Annotated in this window: 15 protein-coding genes; 8 read left to right on the top strand and 7 right to left on the bottom strand. The window is 66.5% G+C overall.

Features of this window, described 5'->3' with window-relative positions:
- The first annotated feature begins 20 nt into the window (after positions 1-20).
- From murB to recN, 8 genes are all read left to right on the top strand, one after another.
- Complete coding sequence (gene murB, locus LZ585_RS10905) at positions 21-962, top strand: UDP-N-acetylmuramate dehydrogenase (protein ID WP_234853595.1); 942 nt, start codon at positions 21-23, stop codon at positions 960-962.
- Between the two features lie 201 nt (positions 963-1,163).
- Complete coding sequence (locus tag LZ585_RS10900; RefSeq protein WP_234855814.1) at positions 1,164-2,054, top strand: D-alanine--D-alanine ligase; 891 nt, start codon at positions 1,164-1,166, stop codon at positions 2,052-2,054.
- On the top strand, positions 2,042-2,989 hold the full coding sequence (locus LZ585_RS10895) for a cell division protein FtsQ/DivIB (protein WP_234853594.1): 948 nt from the start codon (positions 2,042-2,044) through the stop codon (positions 2,987-2,989). Before LZ585_RS10900 ends, LZ585_RS10895 begins: the two co-directional genes overlap by 13 nt.
- A 3-nt stretch (positions 2,990-2,992) precedes the next feature.
- The gene (gene ftsA / locus LZ585_RS10890; RefSeq protein WP_234853593.1) at positions 2,993-4,327 is read left to right on the top strand and encodes a cell division protein FtsA; all 1,335 of its coding nucleotides are present in this window, start codon (positions 2,993-2,995) and stop codon (positions 4,325-4,327) included.
- A 221-nt stretch (positions 4,328-4,548) separates the two neighbouring features.
- On the top strand, positions 4,549-6,135 hold the full coding sequence (gene ftsZ, locus LZ585_RS10885) for a cell division protein FtsZ (RefSeq protein ID WP_234853592.1): 1,587 nt from the start codon (positions 4,549-4,551) through the stop codon (positions 6,133-6,135).
- Between the two features lie 183 nt (positions 6,136-6,318).
- A complete protein-coding gene (lpxC, locus tag LZ585_RS10880; RefSeq protein WP_234853591.1) occupies positions 6,319-7,248 on the top strand; it encodes a UDP-3-O-acyl-N-acetylglucosamine deacetylase in 930 nt (309 codons plus the stop codon).
- Between the two features lie 156 nt (positions 7,249-7,404).
- Positions 7,405-8,253 (top strand): outer membrane protein assembly factor BamD, encoded by an 849-nt coding sequence (locus tag LZ585_RS10875; protein ID WP_234853590.1) that lies wholly within the window; start codon positions 7,405-7,407, stop codon positions 8,251-8,253.
- Positions 8,254-8,283: 30 nt separating this feature from the next.
- Positions 8,284-9,930, top strand: a complete 1,647-nt coding sequence (gene recN / locus LZ585_RS10870; protein WP_234853589.1) for a DNA repair protein RecN — start codon at positions 8,284-8,286, stop codon at positions 9,928-9,930.
- Positions 9,931-9,940: 10 nt separating this feature from the next.
- On the opposite strand, the gene LZ585_RS10865 is transcribed toward recN, so the two are convergent.
- From LZ585_RS10865 to LZ585_RS10835, 7 genes are all read right to left on the bottom strand, one after another.
- Positions 9,941-10,660 (bottom strand): sulfate/molybdate ABC transporter ATP-binding protein, encoded by a 720-nt coding sequence (locus tag LZ585_RS10865; RefSeq protein ID WP_234853588.1) that lies wholly within the window; start codon positions 10,658-10,660, stop codon positions 9,941-9,943.
- 13 nt (positions 10,661-10,673) lie between these two features.
- On the bottom strand, positions 10,674-11,546 hold the full coding sequence (cysW, locus tag LZ585_RS10860) for a sulfate ABC transporter permease subunit CysW (protein WP_234853587.1): 873 nt from the start codon (positions 11,544-11,546) through the stop codon (positions 10,674-10,676).
- Positions 11,539-12,378: a sulfate ABC transporter permease subunit CysT gene (gene cysT, locus LZ585_RS10855; RefSeq protein ID WP_234853586.1), complete on the bottom strand. Its 840-nt coding sequence runs from the start codon at positions 12,376-12,378 to the stop codon at positions 11,539-11,541. The genes cysW and cysT overlap by 8 nt, the downstream gene beginning before the upstream one ends.
- Before the next feature lie 5 nt (positions 12,379-12,383).
- Entirely contained in the window at positions 12,384-13,385 is a 1,002-nt protein-coding gene (locus tag LZ585_RS10850; RefSeq protein ID WP_234853585.1) for a sulfate ABC transporter substrate-binding protein, read from the bottom strand.
- Between the two features lie 41 nt (positions 13,386-13,426).
- A complete protein-coding gene (locus LZ585_RS10845; protein ID WP_234853584.1) occupies positions 13,427-13,645 on the bottom strand; it encodes a hypothetical protein in 219 nt (72 codons plus the stop codon).
- Between the two features lie 173 nt (positions 13,646-13,818).
- On the bottom strand, positions 13,819-14,949 hold the full coding sequence (locus LZ585_RS10840; RefSeq protein WP_234853583.1) for an aminotransferase class V-fold PLP-dependent enzyme: 1,131 nt from the start codon (positions 14,947-14,949) through the stop codon (positions 13,819-13,821).
- 77 nt (positions 14,950-15,026) lie between these two features.
- Positions 15,027-15,569, bottom strand: a complete 543-nt coding sequence (locus tag LZ585_RS10835; RefSeq protein ID WP_234853582.1) for a LysE family translocator — start codon at positions 15,567-15,569, stop codon at positions 15,027-15,029.
- Positions 15,570-15,592 lie beyond the last annotated feature (23 nt).

Raw genomic sequence — 15,592 nt, 5'->3', positions numbered from 1 at the left:
GCTGGCTACGACCCTGTGCCATGACCCTTGATCTTCCCACCCCCCGCGGCACCCTGACCCCCGACCGGCCCTTGGACGCCCTGACCTGGCTGCGCGTTGGCGGCCCTGCCGACTGGCTGTTCCAACCCGCCGACGAGGACGACCTGGCGGATTTCCTGCGCGGTCTTGACCCTGCGGTGCCGGTCTTTCCCATGGGCGTGGGCAGCAACCTGATCGTGCGCGACGGCGGCATCCGGGGCGTGGTGATCCGCTTGGGCCGGGGTTTCAACGCCATCACGGTCGAAGGGGACCGCGTGATCGCGGGCGCGGCCGCACTGGATGCCCATGTGGCGCGGCGGGCGGCGGATTCGGGGCTGGATTTGACTTTCCTGCGCACGATCCCCGGCAGCATCGGCGGCGCCGTGTGCATGAACGCGGGATGCTATGGCAGCTATGTCGCCGATCACCTGATTTCGGTGCGGGCCGTCACGCGGACCGGCGAGCGAATCGTCCTGAACCGTGACGAGCTTGGATTTTCTTACCGCCATGCCGACCTGCCGCAAGGCTGCGTCGTGACCGAGGCGGTGTTTCACGCGCCACTCGGCGATCCCGACGCGCTGCACGCGAAGATGGCCGATCAACTGGCCCGCCGCGACGAAACCCAGCCCACCCGGGACCGCAGCGCCGGTTCGACCTTTCGCAACCCGGCGGGGTTCAGTTCCACCGGTCGGGCGGATGATGTCCACGACCTCAAGGCCTGGTCGCTGATCGACCGGGCGGGGTTGCGCGGCCACAGTTGGGGCGGGGCGCAGATGTCGGAAAAGCATCCGAATTTCCTGCTGAACACCGGCGGCGCGACTGCCGCCGAACTGGAAGCCTTGGGCGAACTGGTCCGCCGCCGCGTGCTGGAAGACAGCGGCCACGACCTGCAATGGGAGGTGATCCGCATCGGCGACCCGCTGCCCGGATCAACCGGGAATTGATTAACGAATTTCCCAACAATCTTTAGCGGATAGCAAAAATTGTCCTTTTGCGATTTCCGCGCATCCGCTATCCTCGCCCGATAAGCGCAGGATCGGGGTCAACCCGGCCGCGCGGGGACAGGAAATCCCGGGACCAACCGGGGCGAAAGGCAAGACGTGGCGGGCAGGTCGAGCAGGACAGCCCATACCGTAGCCGTTCTGATGGGCGGACCCTCGGCCGAACGCGAGGTGTCGTTGTCATCGGGGCGCGAATGCGCGAATGCGCTGCGGGTGGCGGGCTATGACGTGATCGAGGTCGAACTGGGGCCTGCCCGCGGCGGCGCCCTGGTCGCGCGGCTGGCGGATCTGCGCTGCGATGTCGTCTTCAACGCCCTGCATGGCCGGTTTGGCGAAGATGGCTGCGTCCAGGGGATTCTGGAAGGGCTTGGCCTGCCTTATACCCATTCGGGCGTGCTGGCATCCGCCCTGGCGATGGACAAGACGCGGGCCAAGGACGCGCTGCGCGTGGCCGGGCTGCCAGTGGTGGACAGCGTCATCGCCGCTGCTGACGAGGTGCGCGCCTGGCACGTCCTGCCGCCCCCCTATGTGGTCAAGCCCAACGACGAGGGATCGTCGGTCGGCGTCTATATCGTCCATGACGGCGCCAACCAGCCGCCGCAACTTTCTGATACGATGCCCGCCCATGTGATGGTCGAGACCTATGCGCCCGGGCGGGAACTGACCACGGCGGTCATGGGCGACCGGGCGCTTGGCGTGACCGAGATCGTGACCGAGGGCTGGTATGACTATGCCGCGAAATACACGGTCGGCGGGTCGCGCCATGTGATCCCCGCCGACATTCCTGCCGACATCGCGCAGGCCTGCGGGGATTATGCGATCCGCGCGCACCGGGCGCTTGGCTGCCGGGGGCTGTCGCGCACCGATTTCCGCTGGGACGATGCGCGCGGTCTGGACGGGCTGATCATCCTCGAGGTGAACACGCAGCCCGGCATGACGCCGACCTCGCTTGCGCCCGAACAGGCAGCCCATGCCGGGATCGGCTTCCCAGACCTGATGCATTGGATGGTCGAGGACGCGCTGTGCCCGAAGTGATCGACCACCGCCCGAACCGGGCCTTGCTGCAGGCTGACCGCGTCAAGCGCGACCCGGCGCCGTCGCGGCTGCAATACCGTCTGGAACGGATGTGGCTGCGCCCGATCTGGCGCCGTGCTGTCCGGATCGGCGTTCCGGCCTTTCTGGTCGCCATGACCGCAGGCATCTGGCTGTCCGACGAGGACCGTCGGGCGCTGTTGTCCGATGGCGTCCAGCAGGTCATGACCAAGGTGCAAAGCCGCGAGGAATTCCAGGTCCGCACCATGACGGTCGAGGGTGCATCCCCCGTGGTGGACACGGCGCTGCGGGCGATGCTGCCGGTCGATCTGCCCGCCTCAAGCTTTGACATCGACCTGACGGCCCTGCGGTTGCAGGTGATGCAGCTGGACGTGATCGAATCCATCGACCTGCGCATCAAGCCGGGCGGGATCCTGTCCGCCGTGGTCAAGGAACGCGAACCCGCGATCCTGTGGCGCCATGCCCGCGGGATCGAGATCCTGGACAAGACCGGCCACCGCGTCGCATCGGTCACCTCGCGCGATGTGCGGCCCGAACTGCCCTTGATCGCGGGCGATGGCGCCGATCTGGCCGTGCCCGAGGCTCTGGCCCTGATCGACGCGGCCGGTCCGATCCTTCCCCGCGTGCGCGGGCTGGTCCGCCGGGGCGAGCGCCGCTGGGATCTGGTGCTGGATCACGGGCAGCGGATCATGCTGCCCGCGAAAGGCGCGGTGATCGCGATGGAGGCCGTGATTGCCCTGGACCGCGCCCAGGATATGCTGGGCCGCGACATTGCCGCCGTGGATCTGCGCAATCCGTCGCGCCCGGTGATGCGGTTGGGGATCGACGCGCGCAACACGATTCGCGCGGCACGCGGCCAGCCGGTCCTGGGACCGGACGGCAAGGTCGTTCAGGAAGACGAAAAGAAGGGGGGCTAGGCGATGGCGGAACTGTACCAAACGCAACGGGCAATGCGGAACATCCGCCGGGCGGCCCTGCAACGCGGCGTGATCGGCATCCTGGACATCGGCACGTCCAAGATCGCCTGCCTGGTGCTGCGTTTCGACGGCACGGGCACGTTCCGGGAAACCGACGGCGTGGGACCGATGGCGGGGCAGGTCAACTTCAAGGTGATCGGTGCCGCCTCGACCCGGTCGCGCGGGATGCGCCGGGGCGAGATCGACGTGATGGCCGAAACCGAACGCGCGATCCGCACCGTGGTCGCCGCCGCGCAAAAGGTCGCGGGCGTGCGCGTCGATCACGTCATCGCGTGCCTGTCGGGCGGCCGCCCCGCATCCTATGGCCTGGCCGGGGAAATCTCTCTGGATGCGGGCCGGGTCCATGATCACGACGTGGCATCGGTCCTGGCCGCCTGCGATGCGCCCGATTTCGGCCGGGGGCGAGAGGTGCTGCACGCCCAGCCGGTCAATTTCGCCGTGGATAACCGCAGCGGGCTTGGCGATCCGCGCGATCACGTCGGCAACCGCCTGGCCTGCGACATGCACGTGCTGACCGTGGATGGCGACGTGATCGGCAACCTGGTCCAGTGCATCCGCCGCTGCGACCTGGAATTGGCGGGGGTGGCCTCGGCCTCCTATGCCTCGGCCAGGGCATCGTTGGTGGAAGACGAACAGGAACTGGGCGCGGCCTGCATCGATTTTGGCGGCGGCGGCACGGGTGTGTCGATTTTCGTTAAAAAACACATGATCTTCGCAGACAATGTTAAAATGGGTGGCCATCTGGTCACACAGGATATCGCCCAGGGTCTGCGGATCCCGCTGCCTGTTGCGGAACGGCTGAAGACCCTCAACGGCGGGGTCGAGGCGACGGGCCGCGACGACCGCGACATGCTGGAAATCGGCACGGGGACGGGCGAATGGGACGCGGATCGCCGGTCTGTCAGCCGCGCCGACCTGATCGGCATCATGCGCCCCCGGGTCGAGGAAATCCTGGAGGGCGTGCGAGAAGTTCTGGACGCGGCCGGGTTCGACTCGATGCCCAGCCAGCAGATCGTCCTGACCGGCGGGGGCAGCCAGATCCCCGGCCTGGACGGATTGGCCGCGCGCATCCTGGGTCCGAACATCCGTTGCGGCCGTCCCCTGCGCATCGACGGGCTGGCCCACCAGTTCACCGATCCCGGTTTTGCCAGTGCCGTGGGGCTGGCGCTGTTCGCCGCCCATCCCCAGGACGAATGGTGGGATTTCGAAATGCCTGCCAACAGTTACCCGACCCGAAGCCTGCGCCGCGCGTATCGCTGGTTCAGGAACAACTGGTGATTTGGGGTGGAATTTGGGGTGGCGCGGGCGCGGCACCGCGTTCAACCGCATTGGCAAGATACCGCCGAAACGGCCTGCAAACACCACCAGATTTTGGGGTTTGCCCGCGTTTTTACAGTGACGCAGCGGCGGTCCGCCGCTAGGATTGAAGACTGATTACGAGGGATTCGACGGGCGGCAGGTCATGACCCGATCGACATAGCAAAAAAACAGGCGGAACCATGAACCTCAATCTGATGATGAACGACGAAGACGAACTCAAGCCCCGTATCACTGTCTTCGGTGTGGGCGGCGCGGGCGGCAACGCGGTCAACAACATGATCGAGAAGAACCTCGACGGGGTCGAGTTCGTGGTTGCCAATACCGACGCGCAGGCGCTGTCGGCTTCGCGCGCGGCCAACCGCATCCAGATGGGTCCGAAGGTGACCGAGGGTCTGGGCGCCGGCGCCAAGCCCGCCATCGGCGCCAAGGCCGCCGAGGAAACGATCGAGGATATCGTCGATCACCTGATGGGCGCCCATATGTGCTTCATCACCGCCGGCATGGGCGGCGGCACCGGCACCGGCGCGGCCCCGATCATCGCGCAGGCCGCGCGTGAAATGGGCATCCTGACCGTCGGCGTCGTGACCAAGCCCTTCCAGTTCGAAGGCACCAAGCGGATGCGCCAGGCCGACGAGGGGATCGAGGCGCTGCACAAGGTCGTCGACACGCTGCTGATCATCCCCAACCAGAACCTGTTCCGCATCGCCAACGAAAAGACCACCTTTACCGAAGCCTTCGCCCTGGCCGACGACGTTCTGTACCAGGGCGTCAAGGGCGTGACCGACCTGATGGTCAAGCCGGGCCTTATCAACCTCGACTTCGCCGACGTGCGTTCGGTCATGGACGAGATGGGCAAGGCGATGATGGGCACCGGCGAAGCATCGGGCGAGAACCGCGCCCAGGAAGCCGCCGAACGCGCCATCGCCAACCCGCTCCTGGACGAGGTCAGCCTGAACGGCGCCAAGGGCGTGCTGATCAACATCACCGGCGGCTATGACATGACCCTGTTCGAACTGGACGAGGCCGCGAACGTCATCCGCGACAAGGTGGACAGCGACGCCAACATCATCGTCGGCTCAACGCTCGACCCCGACATGGACGGTTCCATCCGCGTGTCGGTCGTCGCGACCGGGATCGACGCCGCCGCCGCCATGGCCGAGGTTCCGGCCCCCCGCCGCACCATGGCCGAACCCCTGACGCAGAACCCGCAGGTTTCGCAAAGGGTCGAGATCGCGCCCCAGGGGCCTCAGGGTGACGACCTGCCGCCGCGCCGCGTTGGCGCGCCGCTGGCCGAATCCCGGCCCGCCGCGCCGGCCCCCCGGATCGAGGACGAGATGCCGGCCCCGGCCTATCAGCGCAAGGAAGCCGCGCAGCCGATGGCTCTGAACGTCAAGGAGGACGCAGGCTTTATCGCCCCGCGTGCCCCGCAGGGGGCATCCCGTGGCCAAGCCTCGCCCGAGACGCTGGAGCGTTTGCGCCGCGCGGTCGAGAACAAGGGCGAACGCCAGCAGCCGCAGCCCGCGCCCCAGGAACCCGTGCGTGCGCAAAGCCGCATGGCGGGTCTGGGCCGGATGCTGGAACGGATGGCGGGCCATTCCGACCAGGCCGCGCCGAAACCTGCCGCCGGTTCGATTTCAGAACGCGTCAATGAACGCGTGGCCGTGCGCGCCCGCCAGCAGGACGCCGATTTCGACGATCTGGCCAGCCCGGATGCATCCGGGGACAATGTTGAAATTCCGGCTTTCCTGCGCCGCCAGGCCAACTGAACCGGTCACCATCTGACAGGAAAGGGCCGCGTCACGCGGCCTTTTTCTTTTGCCGCGGCAAAGTCCCACGGCGAATGTTTCACCCCGTCACAATTCGTTAATTGAACGCTTGCCCCCTTGGGCCTAGGTCATCCGTTACAGCAAGGGGAAATCCCGTTGCGATACAGATGAAGGCAGGTTGTCATGCAGGCGACGTTGAAAACAGCGGTGATGTTCCAGGGGGTCGGGCTGCATTCCGGCGCCCCCGCCCGGTTGGAGATCCATCCCGCTCCTGCCGGCCACGGCATCGTCTTCCGTCGCACCGACCTGTCGCCTGCCGTGGATATCCCCGCCCGGTGGGATCGCGTCACGCCGTCCAAGCTTTGCACGCTGCTGGATGATGGCAAGGGCACGACCCTGTCCACCGTCGAACACGTGATGGCCGCTCTTGCCGGGACGGGAATCCACAACGCCCGCATCCTGGCCGATGGCCCCGAGGTTCCGATCCTGGACGGATCCGCCGCCCCCTTTGTGCGCGCCATCCTGCGCGCCGGAATCGCGTTGCAGCAGGCCGACCTGCGCGCCATCCGCGTGCTGCGCCCGGTCGAGGTGCGCGAGGGAGAGGCTTTCGCCCGCCTGACCCCCGCCGATCACCTGGAAATCGACTTTGAGATCGACTTTGCCGATGCGGCCATTGGCCATCAGGAAAAGCGCCTGGACATGGCCAATGGCGCATTCCTGCGCGAACTGGCCGACAGCCGCACCTTCTGCCGCCAGGCCGACGTGGACGCGATGCGCAAGAACGGGCTGGCCCTGGGCGGCACCTATCTGAACGCGGTTGTCGTGGACGGCGCCCGCGTGCTGTCACCCGGCGGTCTGCGCCACCGGGACGAGGCCGTGCGTCACAAGATGCTGGACGCGATGGGCGACCTGGCCCTGGCGGGTGCGCCGCTGCTGGCGCGTTACACCGGGCACCGCGCGGGCCATGCCATGACCAACCGTCTGCTGCGTGCGTTGTTCGCCGATCCGACGGCATGGCAGTGGGAAACCTGTTCGCCTGCGTTGGAGGACCGCCTGCCGGGCGCGGGCGTGGCGGCATACGACCTTGCCCCAACGGCTTGGGCCGCTGCGTGACCGCGCGGCCTTCCGCCACGTCAAGTGGTGGTGGAAAACGCGCGTGAAATTCAACGGATTGCCATTTTGCGCCCCCTGATGTTCTGTGCTAGAGGGTCCGGGCAGCGCGGTCCGGCATGGGACGGCTGCAAGGAAGAAGTCACAGGCAGGGTGAAGATGGCGCGCTCGAAATTCTCGGCTTCCGTGATGGCGGCGGTTCTGGCGGGTCTGGTTCTGACGGGCTGCGGGCGCACCGGAACCGATTCCGACAAGCGGAACCTGGACCGCTTCACCGCCGAGGAAATCTACAAGCGCGGCGAGTTCGAGCTGGAAAACAGCCGCAAGCCCGAAGACGCGGTGTTCTATTTCGCCGAGGTCGAGCGGCTGTATCCCTATTCCGAATGGGCCAAGCGCGCGCTGATCATGCAAGCCTATTCCAATCACCGCGCCCAGAATTACGAAGAAGCGCGCGGCGCTGCCCAACGCTTCATCGACACCTATCCGGGCGACGAGGATGCGGCCTATGCGCAATACCTGCTGGCCTTGTCCTATTACGACCAGATCGACGAGGTCGGGCGCGACCAGGGCTTGACCTTCCAGGCGCTGCAATCGCTGCGCAGCGTGATCGAACAGTATCCCAACAGCGAATATGCCCGCAGTGCGATCCTGAAGTTCGACCTCGCCTTTGATCACCTGGCCGGCAAGGAAATGGAGATCGGGCGCTATTACCTCAAGCGCGGGCATTATGCCGCCGCCATCAACCGTTTCCGCGTCGTGGTCGAGGAATTCCAGACCACCACCCAGACACCCGAGGCGCTGCTGCGCCTGGTCGAGGCTTATCTGGCCCTGGGCCTGACGGACGAGGCGCAGACGGCGGGTGCGATCCTGGGCTATAACTTCCAGTCGTCGCCCTTCTATGGGGATGCCTACGGCCAGTTGCGCGGGCGCGGATTGGCGCCCGAGGTTCGGGGCGACAACTGGCTGACGAATGTGTATCGCCAGATGATTCAGGGACGGTGGCTGTGACCCCCACCCGCGTGGGATAGGGACCGGCCGATGCTGCGTTCGCTGGACATCCGCAATATGCTGCTGATCGACCGGCTGGAGCTTGGCTTTGGTCCCGGCCTGAACGTGCTGACCGGGGAAACCGGGGCGGGCAAGTCGATCCTGCTGGATTGCATGGGCTTCGTGCTGGGCTGGCGCGGCCGCGCCGATCTGGTCCGCCAGGGTGCCGCCCAGGGCGAGGTGACGGCGGTGTTCGACCTGCCCGTCAACCATCCTGCCCGCGATATCCTTGCCGATGCCGGGATCGAATTGGAAGACGACGATCTGATCCTGCGCCGCGTGAACGGCGCGGACGGGCGCAAGACCGGATTTGTGAACGACCGCCGCGTTTCAGGCGAGGTGTTGCGGCAACTGTCCGACGTGCTGGTCGAACGCCACGGCCAGCATGACGACCGTGGGCTGCTGAACCCGCGCGGCCATCGCGCGCTGCTGGATGCGTTCGGCGCTGTCCCGCTTGGTCCGGTGCGCGATGCCTGGGCGGCCCGCCGCACCGCCCGCCGCGCCCTGGACGAAGCCGAGGCCCGGCTGACCGCCGCGCGGGCCGAGGAGGATTTCCTGCGCCATGCGGTCGCCGAGCTGGACGACCTGTCCCCCCAGGCGGGCGAGGAAGCGACGCTGGACACCCGCCGCCGCGCCATGCAGGGCGCCATCCGCATCCGGGAGGATGTGGCCCGCGCCTTGAAGATGCTGGGCGGCGACGGGGCCGAAGGCGCGATGGTCGATGCCGCCCGCTGGTTGGAGGGGGCCGCCGACCGGGCCGAAGGGCGGTTGGACGAACCGCTGGCCGCGCTGTCCCGCGCCCTTGTCGAACTGGGCGAGGCGCATCGCGGGGTCGAGGATGCGCTGTCAGCCCTGGACGTGGATCCCGGCCAGCTTGAGGCGGCCGAAGAACGTCTATTCGCCCTGCGCGCGCTTGCCCGCAAGCACAATGTCCTGGCCGATGACCTGGCCGGACTGGCGGATGAATTGCGCGACCGCCTGGGCCAGATCGACGCGGGCGAGGCGCAGATTGCCGCGCTGCAACGGCAGGTGGCCGATGCCGACGCCGCCTATGACGCCGCAGCCGATGCCGTGACGCGCACGCGCACGGACATGGCCGTTGCCCTGGACCGCGCCGTGACGGCCGAACTGGTGCCGTTGAAGATGGAACGCGCGGTCTTCCAGACGCTTGTCACGCGGGGCGAGCCCGGACCCGATGGGCGCGACGACGTGGCCTTCACGGTGGCCACCAACCCCGGCGCGCCTGCGGGCGCCCTGGACAAGATCGCGTCGGGCGGGGAACTGTCGCGGTTCCTGTTGGCGCTGAAGGTGTGCCTGGCGCGCGGCAACGATGCGCTTGTGCTGATCTTCGACGAGATCGACCGGGGCGTGGGTGGGGCCACGGCGGATGCCGTGGGGCGGCGGCTGAAACGCCTGGCCGACGACGCGCAGGTTCTGGTGGTGACGCATTCGCCGCAGGTCGCGGCCTTGGGCGCCACCCATTTCCAGGTGTCGAAATCGGTCCAGGACGACATGACCACGTCCACCGTCACGGCCCTTGGTCCTGACGACCGCGTGGCGGAGATCGCGCGGATGCTGTCGGGCGACCGCATCACCGACGCGGCGACGCAGGCCGCGAAGGCGCTGTTGCAAGGCTGACGCCTGCCGGTCACGCCGTGATGAAGTCGCGCACGAATTCGGTCGCGGGCTTGGCACGGATGTCCTGCGGCTTGCCGATCTGTTCGATCCGGCCCATCGACATCACCACCACCAGGTCGGCCAGCTCCATCGCCTCGTCCTGGTCATGGGTCACGAAGACCGTGGTCAGGCCTGTTTCGTCATGGATGTCGCGCAGGCCCTGGCGCAATTCGCGCCGCACCTTGGCGTCAAGCGCGCCGAACGGTTCGTCCAGCAGCAGCATCCGCGGCTCGATCGCAAGGGCGCGGGCCAGGGCCACGCGCTGGCGCTGGCCGCCCGACAGTTGCGTGGGATAGCGGGTGGCGATGTCGGGCAACTGGATCAGGTCCAGCAGCTTGGTCACGCGGCGGGTGATTTCCGCCTTGGGGGGACGCTGGCTGCGGGGGCGGGCGCGAAGGCCATAGGCGATGTTGTCGAACACGGTCATGTGCCGGAACAGCGCATAGCTTTGGAACACGAAGCCCGCGCGGCGGTCCTGGACCGTCATGCCGGTCGCGTCCTGGCCGTTGAACAGCACCCGTCCCGAGGTCGGAAATTCCAGGCCCCCCAGGATCCGCAGCAGCGTGGTCTTGCCCGACCCCGACGGACCTAGAAGCGCGACAAGGGCGCCCGATGGGATGTTCAGGGACACGGGACGCAGCGCGGTCGTGGCGCCGAAGGTCTTGGCGATTTCGTCGATGTCGATATGCATGATCGGTTTCCCTTCAATGGCGACGAATGGCGGCAAGCTGGTCGGCGTGACGCAGTTCCAGCAGGGTTTTCAGAAGCAGGGTGACAAGGGCAAGCGCGGTCAGCAGCGCGGCCATGCTGAACGCCGCGACGGACAGGTATTCGTTGTACAGCATCTCGATGGTGATCGGCATGGTCGCGGTCTGGCCGCGGATCTTGCCCGACACCACCGCGACCGCGCCGAATTCGCCCATGGCGCGGGCCGTGCACAGCAGCGTGCCATACAGCAGTGCCCAACGGATGTTGGGTAGGGTCACCGTGCGGAAGGTCCGCCAGCCGGACGCGCCAAGCGTCAGGGCGGCTTCCTCCTCGGCCCGGCCTTGCTCGATCATCACCGGGATCAGTTCGCGCGCGACAAAGGGAAAGGTCACGAAGACGGTCGCCAGGACGATCCCGGGAATGGCAAAGACGATGGGCCAGCCATGGGCGATCAGCCAGCCGCCGACGACCGAATTGGCGCCGAACAGCAGCACGATGCACAAGCCCGCGACGACCGGGCTGACCGAGAAGGGCAGGTCGATCAGCGTGATCAGGAAGGCCTTGCCACGAAAGTCGAACTTGGTGATCAGCCAGGCCGCCGCGACGCCAAAGGCGGCGTTCAGCGGCACGGCGATGGCGGTGATCAGCAGCGTCAACTGGATCGCCGACCGGGCATCCCGGTTGCCCAGCGATTCCATGGGCGCCAGCCAGCCGTCCTTCAGGGCCTCGGCAAAGACGACGGCCAGGGGGGCGAACACCAGAACGGCCAGGCCCGCGACCGCGATCCCGATCAGGGCTGCGCGCATAAGGGGCGCTTCCTGGGTGGCTGCGCGAAAGGCGCGCGCGGGGTGAAGGGTGGCGTCAGACATGGCCCATTTTCCTTCGGCTGATGATCTGGATCAGGTTGATCGCCAGAAGCATGGCGAAGGAAATCACCAGCATGGCGATGCCAATGGCGGCTGCGGCGTCATAGTTGAATTCCTCCAACTGGATCACGATCAGCAGGGGCGCGATTTCCGTGCGCAGGGGAATGTTGCCCGCGATGAAGATCACCGACCCGTACTCGCCCACCGCGCGGGCCAGCGACAAGGCAAAGCCGGTCAGCGCGGCGGGCGTCAGCATGGGCAGGATCACATGGCGCAGCGTGTAAAGGCGCGTGGCGCCAAGGGTGGCCGAGGCTTCCTCGACCTCTCGGTCGATTTCCTCGATCACCGGCTGGACAGTGCGGGTGACGAAGGGCAGGCCCACGAAGACCAGCGCGATGAAGATGCCCGCCTGGGTATAGGCGATCTTCAGCCCCATTTGCTGGAACAGTTCGCCAAAGGGGCCATTGGGCGCATAAAGCGCGGTCAGCGCGATGCCTGCCACGGCGGTGGGCAGGGCAAAGGGCAGGTCAACGGCGGCGTCCAGGATGCGCTTGCCGGGAAAGCTGTAGCGGACCAGAACCCATGCCAGAAGCACGCCGAAGATCAGGTTGAACGCCGCCGCCAGCAGCGACAGCTTGAACGACAGGAACAGCGCCGCCTGGACGCGTTCGCGGGCCACGACCTCCAGCACGTTGGAAAAGCCGAAACTGGCGCCCTTCAACAGAAGGGCGCCGATGGGCAGCAGGACGACGATGGACAGCATCGTCAGGGTGACGCCGGCCGACAGGCCAAGGCCGGGCATCGCAGTTCGGTGGACCAGGGGGCGCGCAGTCATGGCCGTCACTTCGTCGTATAAATCTGGTCGAAGATGCCGCCGTCACCGAAATGTTCGGGCTGAACCTTCTTCCAGCCGCCGAAATCCTCGATGCTGACCAGATCCAGCTTGGGAAAGCGGGCCACGTCCTCGGGGGCGGCGGCGCTGTCGTCCCAGGCGCGGTAGAAATGCTTGAAGGCCAGCGCCTGACCCTGGGGCGAATACAGGAAGTCCAGATAGGCGGCCGCCAGTTCCCGCTGCGCATCGTTGGCGATGTTGCCTTCGACAATGGCGACCGGAGGTTCGGCCAGCACGGACACCGAGGGCACGACGATGTCGAACTGATCCTCGCCGATTTCCTCAAGCGCCAGATAGGCCTCGTTTTCCCAGGCCAGCAGCACGTCGCCGATGCCGCGTTGGGCGAAGGTCGTGGTCGATCCGCGCGCGCCGGTATCCAGCACCGGGACATGGGTGAACAACTGGCCCACAAAGTCCTGCGGGTTCTGGCCGTTCTTTTCCGCCCAGGCCCAGGCCGCCAGGTAATTCCACCGCGCCCCGCCCGAGGTCTTGGGGTTGGGCGTGATCACCTCGACCCCGTCCTTGACCAAGTCCCCCCAGTCGGCGATTCCCTTGGGGTTCCCTTCGCGGACCAGGAACACGATGGTCGAGGTATAGGGGCTGGAATTGTGGGGCAGCTTCGACTGCCAGTCGGCGGGCAGCCTGCCTGCCTCGGCGATCTTGTCGATGTCGGATGCCAGGGCCAGCGTCACCACCTGGGCGTTCAGCCCGTCGATGACCGAACGGGCCTGCGCGCCCGACCCGCCATGGCTTGTTTCAATTGTGGGCGCCTCGTGGCCGTCGGCGGCCCATTTTTCGGCAAATGCCGCGTTCACGTCGCGATACAACTCGCGGGTGGGATCATAGCTGACGTTCAGCAGCGTCTCGGCCTGGGCCGGGGCTGCGATCGCCAGGGCCAGCAGGATGGCGGGCAGCGTTGCGCCGATGCGGCTGGTGTTGGATTTCGACATGGACCGTCTCCTGAAAAGAACTGCGTCGGCGGGGCCGATGGTTACCGGGTGGTATGCGTGGAAAGCGATTCGATCCGGGCTTCCCACAAGGCAGGATCGCGGCCTTCCAGCAGCGATGCGGCTGCCGCCTGGGGTTCCCGGCTCAGCGCCAGAAGGGGCGCCCCGTTCACGCGATGGACCTGGCCCGTGCGGCGGTCGATCAGCCGGACGGAATAAAGCGGGCGCGCCTTGGCATCGATGTTCTGGCCCTGGATCGTCATCTCGATCGCTCCTTTGACTCGTCGGTCGCTTATTTCACAAATAACGACAGGGAAAGTCGTGTTTAGCAAGAGCATATATTTGCTGAAATGAGGGGGCAGAGGAGAAGATCATTCCCCGGGCAAACCAAAAGGCCCGCCACCAGGGCGGGCCTTTGCCAGAAACCAGGGAATGTTCAGGCGGGGATCACCTTGTCCATTGCCGCCCGCAGCCGGGCCAGGGTGCCGTCCACGTCCTTCAACTTGTCCAGCCCGAACAGGCCGAGACGGAAGGTCGAGAAGCTGTCGCCCTCGTTCACGGCCAGGGGAACCCCTGCCGCGATCTGCATCCCCTCGGCGGCGAATTTCCGGCCGTTCTTGATATCGGGATCGTCGGTATAGCTGACCACCACCCCCGGTGCGGCGAATCCTTGTGCCGCGACCGACCGGACCCCGCGTTCGGCCAGCATCGCCCGCACCGCATTACCCAGCCGCCATTGCGCATCGCGGGCGGCATCGAATCCCATCGCGCGCGTTTCCTCCATTGCGTCGCGCAGACCCAGCAGCGCGTCGGTCGGCATGGTCGCGTGATAGGCGTGGCCGCCGTCCTCGTACGCCGCCATGATCGCGCGCCATTTCTTCAGGTCCAGGGCAAAGCTGTTGCTGTCGGTCTGTGCCAGCCGTTGGGCCGCCCGTTCCGACAGCATCACCAGACCTGCGGCAGGGGATGCCGACCAGCCCTTCTGGGGGGCCGAGACCAGCACATCGACGCCCGTCGCCCCCATGTCCACCCAGACCGCGCCCGAGGCGATGCAGTCCAGCACCATCAGCGCGCCCACGTCATGCGCGGCCTCTGACAGGGCACGGATGTAATCGTCGGGCAGGATCAGTCCGGCCGATGTTTCCACATGGGGCGCAAAGACCACATCGGGCCGTGCTTCATGGATTTTCGCCACCACTTCCTCGATCGGCGGGGGCGCATAGGCGGGCTGGGGTTCATTCCCGACGGGCCGGGCCATTGCCACGGTGGTGTCGCGCGCAAAGCCGCCCATGTCGAAGATCTGGGTCCACCGATAGCTGAACCAGCCGTTGCGGACAATCAGCGCATGGCCCGTGCCGAACTGGCGGGCCACCGATTCCATCGCAAAGGTGCCGCCGCCCGGCACGATGGCAACCTGATGGGCGCCGTAAACCTGGCGCAGGGTCGCCGACAGGTCGCGCATCACCCCCTGGAACCGCTGGGACATATGGTTCAGCGACCGGTCGGTGAACACGACCGAGAATTCGTCCAAGCCCTCGGGGTCGATGTCGGGGTGAAGATGGGGCATCGCGTCCTCCTGTCAAACCGGAACCAGCCTAGCGCCCTGCGGCGGCCCGCGCCAGACAGCCAAAGGCCGCAGACGGATCAGCCGGGGATCAGCGCGTTCAGCCCTGCCGCGATCATCGCCCCCGCCGTGATGCCCCGCAAAAGGCGCGTCGTCCCGAATGTCCTGCCGCGCATGGCAGTTGAAAAAAGGATTGCCAGGGATGAATACCAGATCAGGCTTTGCAAGATTATCAGCCCGAATATCCGCGCATAAAGATAATCGGGCGCCGTCGCGGGCAATGCGGTCAGAAACGTGCCAAGCCAGAAGGCGATGGCGAAGGGATTGGCAAGCGCCGTCACAAGCCCGACAAGGAACGGCCGTTCCCCGCCCTTGGCCTTGCCCGGAACCGCAGGCACAAGCAGCATCCGCAGGCCGATCCAGATCAGATACAACGCGGCAACCACCCGAAGTCCCAGGAAAAGCTGGTTGTTCCACGCAATCACCGTGCCCGCCCCGAACAGCGCGATGCCGAACCACAGGCCTGTTGCCGTCACGACGCCCGCAGCCGCGGACAACCCGTCCCGCCGCGATCCGGTGCTGGCCGCGCAGCATATTGCAAAGGTGCTGGGACCGGGCGTCATTGCCACGGCAAGATGCAATCCCG

Source organism: Paracoccus everestensis (genome assembly GCF_021491915.1).
Classification (GTDB): Bacteria; Pseudomonadota; Alphaproteobacteria; order Rhodobacterales; family Rhodobacteraceae; genus Paracoccus; species Paracoccus everestensis.
This window is presented reverse-complemented; position numbering and strand designations above follow the sequence as displayed.